The following is a 15,799-nucleotide window of genomic DNA, read 5'->3' as shown; positions in this document are numbered from 1 at the left end:
TTGTTTCGGGCGCGGCTCAGGCGCCGCCAGGTGCAGCGGTCGAGCCGCGAATTGTCAGTGTCGCCGGTACTTCGATGGTGCGGGGGGGCATCGCCTCGCCATTCATCACCGTCAGCAATTCGGCCATGGCCCGCGCCCCGATTTCGGCGCGGGGCTGGCTGACGGTCGTCAGCGGCGGATAAAACGCTTCGGCAAACATGATGTCGTCGAACCCGACGACAGATACGTCTTCGGGCACCGAGCGACCCATCTGGCGCAGTTCGTTGATGGCGCCAAAGGCCATCTCATCGTTGGCGCAAAAAATCGCGGTCGGGGTTTCAGCGCCGGAAAACAGCGTCTTGCAGGCCGCGCGGCCTGAGGCGAGGGAGAAGTCACCTTTCACCTCGAAACCCTTGGGAATAGCAAGCCCCGCCGCCTTCATCGCCTCGCGATAGCCCTTGCGGCGGCGAACACTCATCTGTTCGGGGATCGGCCCGGCGATATGCGCGATGCGCGTATGCCCGAGCTCGATCAGATGCTCGGTGGCGCGGCGCGAGGCCGAGACATTGTCGATCTGCACATGGGGCAGGCCGGCGCCTTCGATCATTTCGAGCGCCACGACGATGGGCGGATGCGGGCTGCCCGCTTCCCAGGGTTCGTTGTCGGCGGGGAGCTTGCCGGTCATCAGGATCATGCCGTCGGCGTGACCGTCCTGCAGCATGTTGAAATAGTCGCGTTCGCGCTCGGCGTCGTTCTCGGTATTGCCCATCAAGACCGAATAGCCGGCGGCGCGGGCCGTGGCTTCCACGCCCTTGAAGACTTCGAGATAGAAGGGGTTGGACATGTCGCGCACAACCAGAAGCACCGACATGGAACGTTGGATCCGGAGATTGCGCGCCGTCACATTCGGGCGGTAGTCGAGCGCCTCGGCGGTTTTCTTGATCATGTCGCGGGTGGCTTTAGCAACCAGCGAAGAATCTGACAGTGCACGCGAGACCGTGGCGGTCGAAACCCCCGCCCGCTCCGCTATGTCCCTGATGCGCGCCCGCGATGCCATTGGCCTATCCCCGCATGGTCCGGCCGCGGCCATAGAACAGCATCAGGACGAGCAGGGTCGCCCCGAACACCATCTGGCGACCGGATTCGTCGATATTGATGGTCACGAGGATGGATTGCAGGATCACGAGCAGCACCGCGCCCGCCATGGTGCCGGTATAGCCGCCCTTGCCCCCTGACAATGGTGTTCCCCCCAGAACCACCGCGATAATCGAGGGCAGCATATATTGCTCGCCCACCCCGGAGAAGCTGGTGCCGGAATAACCCAGCAGGCAGACCCCGGTAAGCGCGGCGAACATGCCCGACAGGGTGAACAGCGCGACGCGGATGCGCTTGACCGGCGCACCGGCCATATAGGCGGCCTGTTCGTTCGAACCCACGGCATAGACACGGTAACCGAAGACGGTCCGGCGCAGCATGAACGCCATCAACAGCCCGACCGCAACCCAGAGCCAGAGAATGCCGGGAATACCGAACAGGAAGGGTTTGGAGACAAAGGTCGAAAGCAGCGGTGCGGCGCTGCCCGAGGGAATGCCATTGCGGATCACGACCAGGAGACCCTGCATGACCCCGAGCATGCCGAGGGTCATGACCAGCGGCGGGATGCGCAACAGGGTCACCCCGATGCCGTTGCAGGCGCCGAAGAAGCCGCCCACTGCCAGTGCCACCAACAGCGCTGGGATGATGCCGATATCGGCGCCGTTCATGACATTGCCGGCGAGCACCGCGGCCAGTGACACCACGCCACCGACCGATAGGTCGATGCCTTCGCGCCCCCCGAGGATAACGAGGTTTTGCCCCGCGGCGACAATGCCGAGCAGAGCGGCGACGATCAGCAGGCGCATGATTTGCTGCCCCGAGGCGAAGCCGGGTGAGAGAGTCTCACCCAGCGCCAGCAAGATGACGATCAGCACAAGCGCAACCACGATCGGCTGGCGGATGAGCGCCAGGGCGCGCCCGAGGGTGGGGTTGGCGTTGCCGGTCTCAGTGCCGGTGCGGGTCACCTCGCTCATTTCTGCGCCCTCCGGCTCACCAGCACGCCGATCATCAGCGCACCGAGGATGGCAAGCCCCTGAACGAGGTTCTGCCATTCGGACGGGGTGCCCACGAAGAAGACGAGGGAATTGATCAGGCCGATGATCAGCGCCCCGATGACGGCGCCGAGTACGCTGCCCTTGCCGCCCGACAGCGCGGTGCCGCCAAGCACGACGGCCGCGACCGAATTGAGGGTCATCTGTCCGCCGACCAGCGGGTCGCCGCTGGCCGTGTCACCGGTCAGGCACATGGCGGCCAGAGCGGCAAACAAGCCGCACAGCGCATAGCCCTTGATGCGGATCGCGGTGACCGGCAGACCGGAATGGAAGGCGCCCATGGCATCGTCACCAACGGTGAGAATGCGTATCACCAGGCCGGAGCGCGCCAGCAGCGTCAGGATCACCAACACAAGCGCCAGCACATAAAAGACAAAGGGGATGCCGAAATAACTCGAGGCATAGGTGAGCCAGAAGGCCTCGGGCACCGGCGCACCGGCAACCGGCAGCACGTAAAGCGCGATACCGGTGAAAAAGATCGAGGTGGCGAAGGTCGCCACGATCGCCTGCAGCCTCAGCGCGGCGACCACGAAACCGTTGAACAGTCCGCAAGCAACTCCGACCGCGATGCCGACAACACAGGCGAAGAGCACCATCAGGGGGTCGCCGCCCAGGCTCTGCATCACGGTGACCATCACCACATTGACCAGTGAAACGATGGCACCAACGGACAGGTCGAGGTCGGATGCGAAGACCACATAGGATTGCGCCATGGCGAGCAGCATCAGCGCCAGATAGGTGCTGACGAGACCTCTGAGTGCGCCGAATGACAGGCTGCGCGGCTCGAACCAGCCATTGAGCGCCAGCAGAACGACCAGGATGATCGCCGCCGGCACGAAGGGGAAGCGGGCGATGAGCCGCTGACCGGCGACGGAAAGGGAGTTGGAGGCGGTCTGGTCCGTCATCTCAGGCAGCCTCATATGCAGCGTGATAGAGATTGTAGGGTGTACGCTCGTCGCCGGCGAGCTCGCGCGCGATGCGGCCACCATTGAAGACCAGAATGCGATCGGCATTCTGCAAAAGCTCATTGTCTTCGGACGAATAGAGCACGATCCCCAGCCCGTCTTCCGCGAGCTTGCGGATGAGGGCGAACAGGTCCGCCTTGGCACCGAGATCGATACCCTTGGTGGGGTCGTCGAGCAGCAACACCTGGGGCGCGTCGACTAACCAGCGGGCAATGACGATCTTTTGCTGATTGCCACCGGACAGCGCGGTGACAGGCTGATCGTAGCCGGCAAAAACCGTCTTCAGGGCCTCGAGCGCGGGGCGGGCCTTCTGCTTGAGATCGGCGGGATCGAGCAAGCGTTGTCCGGCGCGCAGCAGGTGCACGGGGGTAACGTTTTCGAGGATCGAGCGCCCGCGGATCACGCCATCGCGGCCCCGGTCGCCCGAAACATAGGCAAAGCCGAGCCGGATCGCGGCGCGCGGATCGGCGGGCGTGACGGAATTGCCATTGAGGGCGATCGAACCGGCGGCGACCTCGGCCGCCCCGAACAGGGCCCGCAGCACCGAGGACTGGCCCTGGCCGTGCAGGCCGCCAAAGCCGACGATCTCGCCGGGTGCGACGTCGAAGCCGATATCACGGAAGCCCTTGCCGGAAAGTCCCGACACCGAGAGACGCGGCGTGATGTCGGACCGGATCGTGGTGGCAGGATTCTTGGCCTCGGCCCCGGAGCGGGGGGTTGCCCCCTCCCCGACCATCAGGGCGATGACTTTTGCCTGGTCGGTATCGCCGATCTTGAGCGTGCCAACGGTCTCACCGTCGCGGATCACGGTGACGCGGTCGCCGATCTCGAAGATCTCGTCCATGCGGTGGGAAATGAACACGACCGAGCGGCCTTCGGTCTTGAGTTGTTTGAGGACCGCGAAAAAGCGTTCGACCTGCGAGCGGTCGAGGGATGATGTGGGTTCGTCGAAGATCAGGATCGCGGCCTCGGTCGCGAGCGTCTTCATGATCTCGACGAGCTGGCGCTGATCCTCGCGCAGATGCCCGACCGGGGTATCGAGCGCAAAGCCTTCGCCGGTCACCCCTTCGAACAGCTTGAGGTAACGGCTGGCGCGCTCGGTGATGGCGCGGCGATCCGCAAACGGTCCGGAAAGCGGCAGGCTCGGCAGGCAGATATTCTCCTCGACCGTGCGATGCGCGGCAAGGCTGAGTTCCTGGTAGAAGATGCCGATACTCTTGGCCTTGGCATCTTGCGGGCCACCGATCTCGACGGGCTGGCCATCGAGAATGACCTCGCCGCCATCAGGGCGTACGGAGCCGGCGACGATCTTGCAAAGAGTGGATTTGCCCGAGCCATTCGAGCCGATCAACACATGGACTTCGCCGGCATCGAGGCTGAGGTCGCCGTGGCGCAGGGCCTTGGTGGCGCCGTAGCTCTTGCGGACACCATTGAGCTGTAGCTTGGGCATGGCGGTCATGATCCTGTCTCCGGGAGAGCGGGCGGCGGGCATGAGGCGCCGCCCGCTCGCGGGAGTCCGGGTGCTCAGAGGGGCATCACACCCGGAGGACGTGCTCGATCAGTTGAACAGCGCTTCGGCGTCGTCGATCGAAAGGGCGCTGGTGTAGGAATAGTAGCCCGGCTTGCCTTCGACAGCCTCGTGCACTTCCTCGAAATTCGATCCGTCGATGAACGGGATCGGCAGGTACAGCGCATTGCCATACTGACCGGCATCCGCGGGCTCTTTCAGTTCACGGCCTTCGAGCATGAAGACAGCGACATTGAGCGCGGAGGCCATGACACCCGGGGGGTTCACGGAGGCGCCCGAGGTCAGATCGTTTTCTGCCCAGATGTCGAGGAAGTCCTTGCGGATCTCGCCGGTGGCCGCGATATCCGCGGTCTTGTCGGCATCCATGATGGCGCGCCAGGCACCGGCGGCCATGCCGTCCTGAACCCAGACGCCGTCGATATCGGGATAGGTCGCAAGCAGGTTCTGCATGGCCTGCTGGCCCTGGGCCTGATCCCAGTTGGCGTTGACCTCGTTGAGGACTTCAATGCCGTCATAATTGTCGAACACCGAGGTGTAGCCTTCGACGCGCATCTGGTTGGCCGGGTGGCCGGCGACGCCATTGATGGCGACGACCTTGCCTTCACCGCCAAGGGTGTCGGCGAGCCACTGGGCGGACTTTGCGGCCCAGTCGGTCTGGTCGATGCCGACATAGATCGCGTCGGACGAGGAGACCTCAGCGTCTGTCGAGATCACCAGAATGCCCTGCGCCGCGGCCTGGCGGAACACCGGGTCGAAGGCGGTCGGGCTGTTGGGGTTGATGATGATCGCATCGACGCCCTGGTTCATGAAGTTGCGCACATGGGCGATCTGGCCCGGCACGTCGACATTGGCCGACTGAACGACGACTTCGACGTCGACGCCACGTTCTTTCCAGGCAGCGGCTGCGGCTTCGGCTTCCTCGATCATCTGAGTGCGCCATTCGGAGCCGATCCAACCATTGGAGAGGCCGATCTTGTAGCTCTGGGCGAAGGCACCGGTGGCGCCCGCGACGATGAAGGTGGCCGCCGCGGCAACGGCGGTTAGACGATGTTTCATGATTTCCTCCCTAGAAACTGAAGAGAGCGTAATCACGATTGTAATCGATTGCAAACATGATTTTTTGCACAAAACGCGCCGAAATCACCACAATGGGTGAATCTGCCTTCATTTTCGGGCTTTTGATGAGATTCCGAAAAATGAAAAAGGGGGCGAGACCGTCAGGTCTCACCCCCCAAGGCTGAGCATCAGATGCGGCGCGTTGCTGCGAGACGGCCGCTGGGAACGTTGGGCTCAGCTTTCCTGGCGCAAACTCGAGATCGCCGCATAGGCAATACCGCCTGCCAGGCCGGCAGAAATGGCGGTTGAGAATTGCGGTGCGTAGAATTCGACCAGGAGGGCGACCGCCGAGCCGATGGCCCAGGCGATAAAGGCATTGGCCCGCCAGTCAGAGGTGACCTCCGAATTCCGGCGATACATGTACTGATCGACCAGGATGATGGCGCCGATGGGCGGCACCAGAATGCCCAGCAGGGTCAACCACTGCACGAACAGGCCCCAGACCTCGGTGGCGGCGATGATGATGCCAATAGCACCCAGGATCACCGCAAACAGCCGCATATGGCTGCCCAGAATGCGGGACCAGCCGGTGGCGGCGTTATAGAGGCAGTGGGCGCAGACCGAACCGAGATTGCAGTACAGGAACAGCGCGGCCAGGATCGAAAGGAAGATGAGCTGCTTGGAGTTCATGTAGCCGAACATGTTGTCGGCCCCGAACGGGTTGGCGTCCGGCACGGCCAGTGCGGCCGTCATGATGCCGCCGACCAGCATCGCCACGAGGTTGGCGAGCGGGAAGGCGCTGGCCGTCGCCAGCAGTGAACTCGTCCGGTCTTTCGCCCAGCGGTTGAAGTCCGCGGACACGGTGCCCGCATCGATGAACAGGGCAATGACGACCGTCAGCCCCACACCCATGGACATGGTGGCCACGCCATTATTGCCGGGATAGGCCCAGATCGCCTCCCAGGACGTGGTGCCGGCGGCGTCGAATGCGACCCAGAGGCCGAGAACGACGAACAGGGGCACCGAGATGAGGCCGATATAATGGAGCCCCCTCACCCCGACAAAGGTGATGCCGATATAAAGCGCGCCGGCGATCACCGTCATGACCACGTAGTTGAGGTCATAGGCCGTCGAGACGAGCGCCCCGGTGATCCCGGTTTGCACCGCATACCACCCCAACAAGAGCGTCGAGAGCAGACCGGAGGCCAGCATGTAGCCCTTGCGGCCGAACACGATGCTCGCGAGCAGGGCGAAGTTCATGCCCTTGTCGGTGCCGAGCACGCCGAGCGCGCCGACATAGGCGAACATGATCAGATTGCCGATCACCATGGCCCAGACGGCATTGGTGAAGCCCATGCCCAGAACCAGGATCGAGCCGGTCATCGCGCCGGTGATGATCATCGGGAACCCGATCCAGATCGTGATCACCGAGAACATCGAGCGGCGCGCGGCAAGCGGCACGGGCTCATGCTCGTATTCCGCTCCCAAAAGGTGGTCGGCCTCCTCTTCGATGGCCTCCACATTCTTTGCTACTTCAGACAATTTCCAACCTCCCCGTTGAAACCCGGTTGGTGGCCTTGAACACAGCCCAGCCCAAGCCCTTGAAAAACAAGGGTTCTGTGGACCAGTGCCTCACGCCGCGTTTCGAGATCCGCCCCGCTGCCTTCAGCCCCCAACGCAAAAACGAAGAAGCCTCCAAAAGAGCCCGGCACTGTGCCGAGTTCCTTTGGAGGCTTCTTCGCCATCATGTCATTTGCCGACGCTATCGCCGGCGATGCCCCGTTTTTTGGGCAGGTGTAGACTGTAACCAGCCGGTGGCCCTGTCAACAGGAATATGGGCGGGTCAGTTGCCCGCTATTCCCGTCCGGGTTGCATCCGCCGGTGTCTCGTTCGCCTTGAGATGCTCGCACAGAAGGCGAATCTGCTCTTCTTCAGGATGCAGCACGCACGTGTCGCAGAGCGTGCCACCGGGCAGCAGATAGTAGCGGCAACACGCGGCGCGAACCCGAAACCAGCGCGCCCGGCTGGTGCCGTCTTCCAACGGCGCCGAAACCTCCCGAAACCCGGTCAAACCGTTGGCGAGCGGGGTGCGCGGATCGGTGAGGATGCGTTGCGCAAAGGCCATACCGGCCCGGGCATCACCAAGGCTCTCCCCGGCCAGCAGCATGGCATCGGCCAACGCATCGGCGATCAGCCGCCACAGCCCACGCGGTGAGAACGGACCCAGCCGCGCCAATCCCTCGACGGGCGGAACAAAGAGCCGCCCAAGCGCGCAGGCGAGATTGGGGAAAACACCTTCTTCCTCGCGTTCAAGCTGATCCTGCGTGAGCCAATGCAGCTGGTAGCGGCGCGACTCACCGTTCTGCCCGCCGGCGCTCCAGCGTCGCATGTCCCCCGACACGGCCACGGATTCAGGTCCGATCGCCGGCACGGGCCGACCGGCAAGCGCCAGGGCGCCGATCTCCGCGCCCACGGCACCCGCAAGTCGGATCGCCAGAAAGGCACAGCCGGTCTTGGGATCGAGCCCTTCGGTCCGCGACTGATCCTCGGCCAGCCACACGCCCAGGGTCGGTCCGTCGGCCAACGCGCTGAACGGGGTCGGATGCATGGCGTTCAATCCTTCAGGCGCTCGATCAGCGCCTGGGCGGCGAGCGGGTTGACCCGTTTGTGCCCGGCGATGAAGAAGGCGAACACATCGCGCGGCTCCCGAGGGGCCGGGTCCGCACCATCGGTCAGGGCGAAATCCTCAGGCTGGCCGCCCGCTGCCCAGGCCTTCAGCCGGCCGGCCCACTGGTCGAGCTCTGCCTCGGAATAGCCGAGCGGTTCCTCCGCCCGCGTGCCCTGGATCCGGCAATAAACGAAAGGCGCCGTCACATCGGAGACCTGGGGGTATTCGGCTGCATCCGCGCCGCATACGATCGCCACGCCATGGGCGCGGCAGATGGAGACGAATTCGGGATCTGAAAAACTCTCATGACGCGGTTCGATGGCGTGGCGCATTGCAACCCCGTCGACCTCGCGCGGCAGCAATTTGAAAAAGCCGTCGATTTCCGCGGGCACGAATTTCTTGGTGCCGGCGAGCTGCCAGTTGATCGGACCAAGCTTGGCGCCAAGCCGTTGAAACTCGCAATCGAAGAACTTGCCGATTGACGTCGTCATCACGCTTGCATCAGCCAGATCCTTGCGGTTCGAGACGAACCGGTTGCCCTTGAGAGCAAAGACGAAATCGTCGCTGGCTTCGTCATGCCAGGTCTGGACCGTTGCCGGTTTCTGGCCGCGATAGAAGGTGGCGTTGACCTCAGTTGCGGTCAGCCGTTCGGAGGCGTAGGCCAATTCCTTCTTCTGACTCAAGCCCTTGGGGTAGAAGGTCTGGCGCCATTCGGGGAAGTTCCAGCCCCCGATGCCAATGCGGATTCGCCCGGCAGGTTTGTCGGTCATCATCGAATTCCTCGATTTACGGCGAACAGCCCCACGCCGGCCCGCTGCGCCATTTCTATTGATTCCCGGTTGAACTGGCGACCCGTATTTGTCCTGGCGGCGAACGGCCGTTAGCCATCCGCATCCACCATTTTGATCGAAAACCTTGGAAATCAGTGCTGTTTTCTGGTCTAACGGCACGAAATTCGAGGACGCACATCGAAGACATGTTGAGGGCGATCGGAGCATTGCTGGTCTCCGTTGCGGTCGAGTTCTATCTCGCGCCGCGTTTCGGACATCTGCCCGCCGAGCAGGGACTGCTGCCGGCGGACCTGGCTACGCTTGTCGACAGCTACTATTACCCCGGGCTCTTCACCGCCTTTTTTGCCGGCCTCACGATCGCGATCATCTATGCGCGCCTGACGCGACCCAAACAGCGCCCGGCACGCGATAATGGCCCCAAGCTTCCGCTGACCGAAGACATCCAAGCCATGGCCGACCAGCTCTCCTTCATGTCGGAGGCGATCGAGACCGGCAAATTGCTGCCGACGCGAGGGGAACTGGAGATGCTCAGGCGCAACATGACCGCGATCGAGGCGCGTCTCGGGCGGCATGGCTACAAGACCCCGCAGATCGATTTCGACACCGACCCCTTCGCCTATATCGAACGCAATCTCGACTATCTGAGGCGGCTGTTGCCGTTTGTGAATATTGGCGACATCGCAGAAGCAAAGCGTCAGGCCGAGCAGTTTGCGTGGGCCATTCCCGAGCAGGCCAAAAAGCCGGAGAAGCAGAAAAAGGTCAAAGCGCCCAAGCAGACCAAGGGCGGCGCCCGCATCGAGCCGCGCTTCTAGGGGCGGTAGAGCCGAATGCGGCCGTCATAGATTTGTTCGGGCGGAGCGGCACCGTCAGGTAGTTGGTAGTCAGCACCAAGCCACTCACTTTGGAAATAAAGAACAAAATCACACGGCTCTGCACCGCGGAACCGCAACACTTCCCGGTTCGCAAAGCTGTCCGGTGACAGGGCGGCAACACCCTGGCTGGCACAAATATCGGCCCCCGGGTCCTCGCTTCGCAGCTGGTCCAACCGCTCCTCGAGCGCGGCGCGGGCTTGCGCGGAATCATACTGGGCCGGAATGATTCCGATCAGCGGGAAATAGGTCGCACGCACATCGGTCAAGGACACGACAGGCGCCGTCATCGCGAACAGCATGACCGTCATGGCGATGAATGACCGCCACCGACGGTTCGGCAATTTTGCCAGCATGTAGAATGGCCAGGCAGTTATCAGGACAAATGGCAGCGCGTAATAGAGCGTGAATGCGCCCAATTCTTCCCGTACCGCGATCAGATAGAGTGCGATCAGGGGCGACAGGCCGAGCGGCACCAGCAGGGTGCCCGGGCGCCGCCAGATGATTGCAGCCATGAGGCAGGCCGCCAGCGGCGCCATCAGGTCGATCCGGCGGGACAGTCCCGCCAGGCGTTCAGCCACGAAGCCGGCATTGAGATGCGCAAAGGCGGGATGGCCGAGAAAATTATCGGCGAGCGGAGAGACCTCGGAAAAATAGGTCGATTTGATCGTGATCGCCGCTGCCGCAACGATGAGCGACAGTCCCGCCAATGCCAACAGCCCCTTGGCCGGCACGGCCTTGTCCCGCCGCAGCCAGCCTTCCAGCGCCAGGGCTGTGACGAGGGCTGCGCATAGCAGGCCGCTATCCTCCCGGATGACCCAGGAGAGCACCATCAGCATGGCAACCCAGCGCCAATGCTGGCGGGCCGCAAGGGCCAGAGCAGCCAGCAACACGGCATATTGCACCACTTCGAAATGCGGATAGCCGAAAGCGGCAAGCACGACATTGTTGAGCAGGATGAGGATGGCGGCGGGGACCAGCGGCCAGACGCGGCGGCTGCCGGCCGGCCGCGCGCTGGCGACCAGCGCCAGCAAGGAGACCGAGATGACCCCGGCCGACAGCGCCTGGTGCAGCGCGAAAACACTGACTCCCGACAAGCCCAACCCGCCATGCAGGAGATTGGAAAAGACCAGCATGTAAGGCGAGAGATGAACCGTGAAATAGCTCAGATCATTGATCGCCCGGGGGTTGGCCAGATCGAAGCCCGTTCGCTCGAACAGGGTGGCAAACCACCCGATGTCGAGCAGGTAGCCCCGCACCTCGAAGGTGTGGTGGATGAAGTTGAAATTCATCCAGGCCGACACAAGGAAAAGGACGAGGAAGACCGCCGGCTTCAGCCAGCTGGCCCCCATTCTTCGTGCTTCGCCGTTTTTGTTGATTGCTCCCCGCATCGCTATGACTTGCCCCAACTGGGCCAACAAAGCCATGGCCAGTTCTCCCGACAGGGCAAAAGCGTGGGGATGACGCCCCGGAACGGCTGGCGCCCCGGGGCGTTGGCGGTCAGCCCGCCTTCTGGATTTCCACCGAATGCGGATAGGGGATCGAGATGCCTTCGGCGTCAAAGGCTTCCTTGACTGTCTTGGTCATGTGCCATTTCAGCTCCCAGTAGTCGGCCGCGTTGCACCACAGCCGGACACCGAGATCGACCGAGGAATCCCCGAGATTGACGACCCGGACCCAGGGTTCGGGGTCCTTGTGCACGCGCTCGTCGGCATTGGCGGTCTTGAGGATGATGTCGATCGCCTTGTCGGCGCTGTCGCCATAATCGATCCCGAAGGTCAGGTCGCACCGGCGGGTCTTGTGGGTCGAATAATTGGTGATGATCTGGCCCCAGGCCTGCCCGTTGGGCACCACGATCTGCACATTGTCGGGGGTCGCCAGTTCGGTGATGAACAGGTTGAGGTCTTTCACCGTGCCGGAGGTACCGCCGATATCGACATACTGGCCGAGCTTGTAAGGGCGGAAGATGATCAGCATCACGCCCGCGGCGAGATCCGCCAGCGTGCCCTGCAGGGCCAGGCCGATGGCGAGGGTGGCGGCGCCGAGCACGGCGACAAGGCTCGTGGCTTCGAAGCCGAAGAGCTGCAGCACGGCGATGAAGACCGCGATGAGAATCAGCCATTTGACGATGGAGGAGAAAAAGGCCCCCAAGGTCTGGTCGATGCGTTCGGACTTGGTGACGCGCGCTTTCACATAGGCGCTAACGGCATTGGCCACGATCCAGCCAATGATCAGGAAGATGAGCGCCTGAACAGCGCTGACGATCAGCGGCGCAAAGGCGCCGAACTGGTCGATTAGGGGTTGCATGGGGGGCCTCCTGTTGAGCGATGCGAGTGCCCGCCGGGGCTGGCGGGCCGGGAAGGATCCGTTCAGGGGGACAGAACGGGCCACCCTACAGGTGGTTGCACAGACATCGCCGCAGCGCAAATCCGGCCGGAATGGCGCCAAACGGGCAGCGCCGGCGCTGCTTCACGCCGGCGCTCAAATCATGTTCGGGAGTGAAGCCGGTCAGTCGAGGGGCGGCAGCCTCAGCATCTGTCCGGGATAGATTTTGTCGGGATGGCTGAGCATGGGGCGGTTGGCCTCGAAGATCTCGTTGTATTTGGCGCCATTGCCATAGGCTTCCTGGGCAATGCCCCAAAGGGTCTCGCCCTTCTGGACCGTGTGCATGCGCGCTTCGGGGGCATCGGCTGCGGCCACTTTCACATCGTCGGTCTTCACATGGGAGATCCCGAGTGTGTTGCCGACCGCCAGTACCGCCTTTTCGAATATTGACTGGTCGGCCACATTACCCTTGAGCACGACGGTGTCGCCTTCCACTTCGACGTCGACCTCTTCTGTGCCCAGCTCCATGGAATCGAGTTCCTTCTTGAGCGCCTTGGCGTGATCTTCGGGCGTCTCCGGCTCACCGCCGCCGAACAGGGCCTTGCCGACGTCTCCGACAAAATCAAACAGTCCCATGGTGGATATTCCTTCCCTGGTTATCCGCAAACGGCGCCAGTCGCCGCCCGTATTTATCGCCCGTCAAATCTTGGCCCGCAACGCCGCACCGGCCCGCGCCGAACCAATCCATGCGAATTTGCATATTTCGATAACGGTATTCGTCAATTTTCTTTGGACGGAGCCAGGGGTAGAACCAATCCTGCGCCGCACGGAACGCGGCAACCGAACCCGAAACAACACCTTTTCCGGCCCGCAGTGTTTTTGCGGGGCCACCCCTTATTGCCTGAAAGGACGCATCATGGCTCTTCTCGACAATCCCCAATCCCGCGGTTACGCCCGGATGACCGGCATTGCCTATTTCACCATCGCCGTGGCCGGCGCTTTTGCCATCGGCTTCGTGCCGTCCCAGCTTCATGTCGCCGGGGATATGGCGGCAACCTTCGATAATATTCTGACCCGGCGCGGCCTGTTCAATGCCGGCATCGGCGCTGACGCCATTGTCATGCTGGCCGAGATTTTCGCCACCGCGATGCTGTTCTTCATGTTCAAGCCGGTCAACGTCACCCTGTCGGCATCCGCCGCACTGGCGCGGCTGACCATGGTCGCGATCATGGCGGCGATGCTGTTCTTCCATGCCGGAGCGCTGATGCTCGCGGATCCGGGCGTTACCCTTTCCGGCTTCACTGCCGAACAGCGCATCGATCTCGCCGGGGTGATGCTGCATATGCACGATGCCGGGGTCTGGATCTGGCAGTTGTTCTTCTTCCTGCACCTTGCCCTGCTCGGTTGGCTTGTCGCCGCCTCCGGCCGGTTCCCCAAGCTCTTCGGCTACGCCATGACGCTCGGCGCCTTCGGTTACCTCGCCGACAGCATCTTTTCCTTCGCCGCCCCGGATTTCACCCTGCTCGGCTACACAAGGATCGGTCTGCTCGTGATCGTCACCCTGGCCGAAGTCGGCTTCGCGCTCTGGCTGATCATCCGCGGCCCGCGAGACAGCGCCGCATCGGCTGCTGGCCTTGCCGCCCAGGCTGCGTAACGAGCCAAAAGACCTCCACAATCGAAGGCGGGTGGCGCAAGCCATCCGCCTTTTAGGTGTCAGTCTACCCGGTGGTCGATGATTTTGTCTTCGAGCACCATCACATCCATCGGCACATCCCAGGGCATGGGATGGATGGTGGGGAGACGGGAGAAGGCATATCCGACGCCGATGACCAGCGTGTCGGCCGATATTCCGGCAAGGGTGCGGTCATAATAGCCGCCACCATTGCCGAGCCTGTAGCCGTGGTCGTCAAATCCGACGACGGGCGCGATCACGATATCGGGCACGGCGCGTGCCGTGTCCCGGGGCACGGGAATGTTCCAGATGCCGCGCTCCATTTCAGCGTCGGGCGCCCAGAGATGGAATGCCAGAGGGCTGCGCTTTTCCAACACAACCGGAAGGACCACACGATGTCCGCTCTCATGGACCTTGCGCATGAAGCCGGTGAGATTGGGCTCTCCCCGGATGGGCCAGTAAAGGGCGATCGTCCGTGCATCCGGCAGCTTGAGAAGGCTCTCGAGGTTTTCGGCAATCTGCGCGGAGATGGTCTGGCGCGCCTTGCCATCGAGCGCCCGGCGCTCGGCATAGAGCCGCTCGCGTTCGGCATTGCGAAAGGCCGAAGCCTCCTCCCAGGCCAGCGGATCGATCCCGCCGCTGGCGCCGTGTGCGTCCTGATCGCCGCTCGAAGCTCGCTCGTCGTCATGCATGCCGGTCGGTTCTCGATGCCCTAATCGAACGGGACGGAAGCGGACCATGACGTCCACTGCCGGGGGCGATGTCTTGACGCGCACTCAGCCTGTTCAGAGCTGATCCGAAAGCAGCCAGGGCGCGACAGCATCGACCTTCTCGTCAGTCTCGACGGACCAGCCGTGATCGTCAAGAAAAGTGGTGGTGTCGGCAAATTGCGCCGGCTCGCCGATGAGCAGGGCCGGCAGGCCCGTCGCCTGGCGGATATCGAGGGGGAAACTGTCGCGATTATCCGGCAGAACACCGTCAATCGAAACGAGGCGATGGATCCGGTCGGGCCAGACCATCGCCAGCAGCAGCGCAACCACCCCTCCCTCGCCCTTTCCGACCAGGGAAATCCGGCCTTCGGGTGCGGTGCTGGAGAGGTGCAACACCAGGTTCTGCAGATGATAGAGGGCATCGCCCAGCGTCGAGAGCTCTGGCCGTTCGATCGGCCCGTAAAACCAGTAATAACCCTTGATATAGGTGTCTTCCATCTGGGTGCGTGCGCCGCGAACCCTGATCACCCGCCGGGCGGCCTTGAGCGTGTCGCCGAGGGCCTGCAGTTCATCCTGGTCCTTGTAGCGGTCGTGCAGCAGCAGGACCGGCGTGGTATCCGCCGGCCCTTCGGTCCAGGTGATCAGCGGCCCGCGATAGGCGTCGGTCATCCTTTCTCCCCCGGATGATCCTCGCAGCCCAGAATCCATTCCCTGAACACGGTCAGGTCTGCATCCGTCAGCGCACCGCCGAGTGGCATGCGCTCGCCGGTACCGCCGGCATCGACATGGGTGCCTTCGAGCTTGCGGTAAAGATAGCTTTCTTCGGGGGCCCCCGGGGTCACATAGGCCATGTCGGTCTGCTCCCCCTGGATACCGATGAGGTTTTCGGGTGGCCCACCACGCTGAAGGGTGAGTTTGCCGGCGGGAGACGCATTCTGGTGGCAGGCAACGCAACGCGAATTGACCAGTGGCTGCAGGTCGCTGTCCCAGGTTTCGACGCAGGATTCACTGGCCAGGGCAATGCCGGGGGCGCACAGGGCGAGAAGGCCGGCAAAGCCGGCGGCAGTCAGTCTGTTCATATAGGTCGTC

The 15,799-nt window shown here is 62.9% G+C and carries 16 protein-coding genes; 2 read left to right on the top strand and 14 right to left on the bottom strand.

Going from position 1 to position 15,799, the window contains the following annotated elements:
* Positions 1-16: 16 nt before the first annotated feature.
* The 8 genes from G489_RS0111145 to G489_RS0111105 form a co-directional block, all read right to left on the bottom strand.
* On the bottom strand, positions 17-1,036 hold the full coding sequence (locus G489_RS0111145; protein WP_029041598.1) for a LacI family DNA-binding transcriptional regulator: 1,020 nt from the start codon (positions 1,034-1,036) through the stop codon (positions 17-19).
* 4 nt (positions 1,037-1,040) lie between these two features.
* Complete coding sequence (locus G489_RS0111140; RefSeq protein WP_051332554.1) at positions 1,041-2,048, bottom strand: ABC transporter permease; 1,008 nt, start codon at positions 2,046-2,048, stop codon at positions 1,041-1,043.
* On the bottom strand, positions 2,045-3,031 hold the full coding sequence (locus G489_RS0111135) for an ABC transporter permease (RefSeq protein WP_035872507.1): 987 nt from the start codon (positions 3,029-3,031) through the stop codon (positions 2,045-2,047). Before G489_RS0111135 ends, G489_RS0111140 begins: the two co-directional genes overlap by 4 nt.
* A gap of 1 nt (position 3,032) precedes the next feature.
* The gene (locus G489_RS0111130; protein WP_029041595.1) at positions 3,033-4,541 is read right to left on the bottom strand and encodes a sugar ABC transporter ATP-binding protein; all 1,509 of its coding nucleotides are present in this window, start codon (positions 4,539-4,541) and stop codon (positions 3,033-3,035) included.
* A 108-nt stretch (positions 4,542-4,649) separates the two neighbouring features.
* The gene (locus G489_RS0111125; protein WP_029041594.1) at positions 4,650-5,675 is read right to left on the bottom strand and encodes an ABC transporter substrate-binding protein; all 1,026 of its coding nucleotides are present in this window, start codon (positions 5,673-5,675) and stop codon (positions 4,650-4,652) included.
* 234 nt (positions 5,676-5,909) lie between these two features.
* Positions 5,910-7,217, bottom strand: coding sequence for a purine-cytosine permease family protein (locus tag G489_RS0111115; RefSeq protein WP_029041593.1), 1,308 nt, complete (start codon positions 7,215-7,217; stop codon positions 5,910-5,912).
* 301 nt (positions 7,218-7,518) lie between these two features.
* Positions 7,519-8,283 carry a (2Fe-2S)-binding protein gene (locus G489_RS0111110; protein ID WP_029041592.1) on the bottom strand — a complete coding sequence of 255 codons (765 nt, stop codon included), beginning with the start codon at positions 8,281-8,283 and terminating at the stop codon, positions 7,519-7,521.
* Positions 8,284-8,288: 5 nt separating this feature from the next.
* Entirely contained in the window at positions 8,289-9,113 is an 825-nt protein-coding gene (locus G489_RS0111105) for a DUF72 domain-containing protein (RefSeq protein ID WP_245578888.1), read from the bottom strand.
* 206 nt (positions 9,114-9,319) lie between these two features.
* Between G489_RS0111105 and G489_RS0111100 the strand changes: the two genes are divergently transcribed.
* A complete protein-coding gene (locus G489_RS0111100) occupies positions 9,320-9,946 on the top strand; it encodes a hypothetical protein (protein ID WP_029041590.1) in 627 nt (208 codons plus the stop codon).
* On the opposite strand, the gene G489_RS0111095 is transcribed toward G489_RS0111100, so the two are convergent.
* From G489_RS0111095 to lysM, 3 genes are all read right to left on the bottom strand, one after another.
* Positions 9,943-11,355 carry a hypothetical protein gene (locus G489_RS0111095; RefSeq protein WP_029041589.1) on the bottom strand — a complete coding sequence of 471 codons (1,413 nt, stop codon included), beginning with the start codon at positions 11,353-11,355 and terminating at the stop codon, positions 9,943-9,945. The genes G489_RS0111100 and G489_RS0111095 overlap by 4 nt on opposite strands.
* 148 nt (positions 11,356-11,503) lie before the next feature.
* Positions 11,504-12,310, bottom strand: a complete 807-nt coding sequence (locus G489_RS0111090) for a mechanosensitive ion channel family protein (RefSeq protein WP_029041588.1) — start codon at positions 12,308-12,310, stop codon at positions 11,504-11,506.
* A 201-nt stretch (positions 12,311-12,511) separates the two neighbouring features.
* A complete protein-coding gene (gene lysM / locus G489_RS0111085) occupies positions 12,512-12,964 on the bottom strand; it encodes a peptidoglycan-binding protein LysM (protein ID WP_029041587.1) in 453 nt (150 codons plus the stop codon).
* A 280-nt stretch (positions 12,965-13,244) separates the two neighbouring features.
* Between lysM and G489_RS0111080 the strand changes: the two genes are divergently transcribed.
* Positions 13,245-13,982, top strand: a complete 738-nt coding sequence (locus G489_RS0111080; protein WP_029041586.1) for a DUF4386 domain-containing protein — start codon at positions 13,245-13,247, stop codon at positions 13,980-13,982.
* Positions 13,983-14,041: 59 nt separating this feature from the next.
* Here the strand turns inward: G489_RS0111080 and G489_RS0111075 are convergent, their stop codons facing one another.
* The 3 genes from G489_RS0111075 to G489_RS0111065 all read right to left on the bottom strand — a co-directional run bounded on the left by G489_RS0111075 (position 14,042) and on the right by G489_RS0111065 (position 15,789).
* A complete protein-coding gene (locus G489_RS0111075) occupies positions 14,042-14,692 on the bottom strand; it encodes a 5-formyltetrahydrofolate cyclo-ligase (protein WP_029041585.1) in 651 nt (216 codons plus the stop codon).
* Between the two features lie 93 nt (positions 14,693-14,785).
* On the bottom strand, positions 14,786-15,379 hold the full coding sequence (locus G489_RS0111070; protein ID WP_029041584.1) for an alpha/beta fold hydrolase: 594 nt from the start codon (positions 15,377-15,379) through the stop codon (positions 14,786-14,788).
* The gene (locus tag G489_RS0111065; protein ID WP_029041583.1) at positions 15,376-15,789 is read right to left on the bottom strand and encodes a hypothetical protein; all 414 of its coding nucleotides are present in this window, start codon (positions 15,787-15,789) and stop codon (positions 15,376-15,378) included. The genes G489_RS0111070 and G489_RS0111065 overlap by 4 nt, the downstream gene beginning before the upstream one ends.
* Positions 15,790-15,799 lie beyond the last annotated feature (10 nt).

This window comes from Cucumibacter marinus DSM 18995, from assembly GCF_000429865.1.
In the GTDB taxonomy this organism is placed as follows: domain Bacteria; phylum Pseudomonadota; class Alphaproteobacteria; order Rhizobiales; family Devosiaceae; genus Cucumibacter; species Cucumibacter marinus.
The sequence above is the reverse complement of the archived record's forward strand: the minus strand, read 5'-3'. Positions and strand labels throughout refer to the sequence as shown.

Excerpts from the sequence above, each read along its gene's own strand:
- G489_RS0111145 (WP_029041598.1), bottom strand. The coding sequence starts at position 1,036 with ATGGCATCGCGGGCGCGCATCAGGGACATAGCGGAGCGGGCGGGGGTT.
- G489_RS0111140 (WP_051332554.1), bottom strand. The coding sequence starts at position 2,048 with ATGAGCGAGGTGACCCGCACCGGCACTGAGACCGGCAACGCCAACCCC.
- G489_RS0111135 (WP_035872507.1), bottom strand. The coding sequence starts at position 3,031 with ATGACGGACCAGACCGCCTCCAACTCCCTTTCCGTCGCCGGTCAGCGG.
- G489_RS0111130 (WP_029041595.1), bottom strand. The coding sequence starts at position 4,541 with ATGCCCAAGCTACAGCTCAATGGTGTCCGCAAGAGCTACGGCGCCACC.
- G489_RS0111125 (WP_029041594.1), bottom strand. The coding sequence starts at position 5,675 with ATGAAACATCGTCTAACCGCCGTTGCCGCGGCGGCCACCTTCATCGTC.
- G489_RS0111110 (WP_029041592.1), bottom strand. The coding sequence starts at position 8,283 with ATGCATCCGACCCCGTTCAGCGCGTTGGCCGACGGACCGACCCTGGGC.
- G489_RS0111105 (WP_245578888.1), bottom strand. The coding sequence starts at position 9,113 with ATGACCGACAAACCTGCCGGGCGAATCCGCATTGGCATCGGGGGCTGG.
- G489_RS0111100 (WP_029041590.1), top strand. The coding sequence starts at position 9,320 with ATGTTGAGGGCGATCGGAGCATTGCTGGTCTCCGTTGCGGTCGAGTTC.
- G489_RS0111095 (WP_029041589.1), bottom strand. The coding sequence starts at position 11,355 with ATGGGGGCCAGCTGGCTGAAGCCGGCGGTCTTCCTCGTCCTTTTCCTT.
- G489_RS0111090 (WP_029041588.1), bottom strand. The coding sequence starts at position 12,310 with ATGCAACCCCTAATCGACCAGTTCGGCGCCTTTGCGCCGCTGATCGTC.
- lysM (WP_029041587.1), bottom strand. The coding sequence starts at position 12,964 with ATGGGACTGTTTGATTTTGTCGGAGACGTCGGCAAGGCCCTGTTCGGC.
- G489_RS0111080 (WP_029041586.1), top strand. The coding sequence starts at position 13,245 with ATGGCTCTTCTCGACAATCCCCAATCCCGCGGTTACGCCCGGATGACC.
- G489_RS0111075 (WP_029041585.1), bottom strand. The coding sequence starts at position 14,692 with ATGCATGACGACGAGCGAGCTTCGAGCGGCGATCAGGACGCACACGGC.
- G489_RS0111070 (WP_029041584.1), bottom strand. The coding sequence starts at position 15,379 with ATGACCGACGCCTATCGCGGGCCGCTGATCACCTGGACCGAAGGGCCG.
- G489_RS0111065 (WP_029041583.1), bottom strand. The coding sequence starts at position 15,789 with ATGAACAGACTGACTGCCGCCGGCTTTGCCGGCCTTCTCGCCCTGTGC.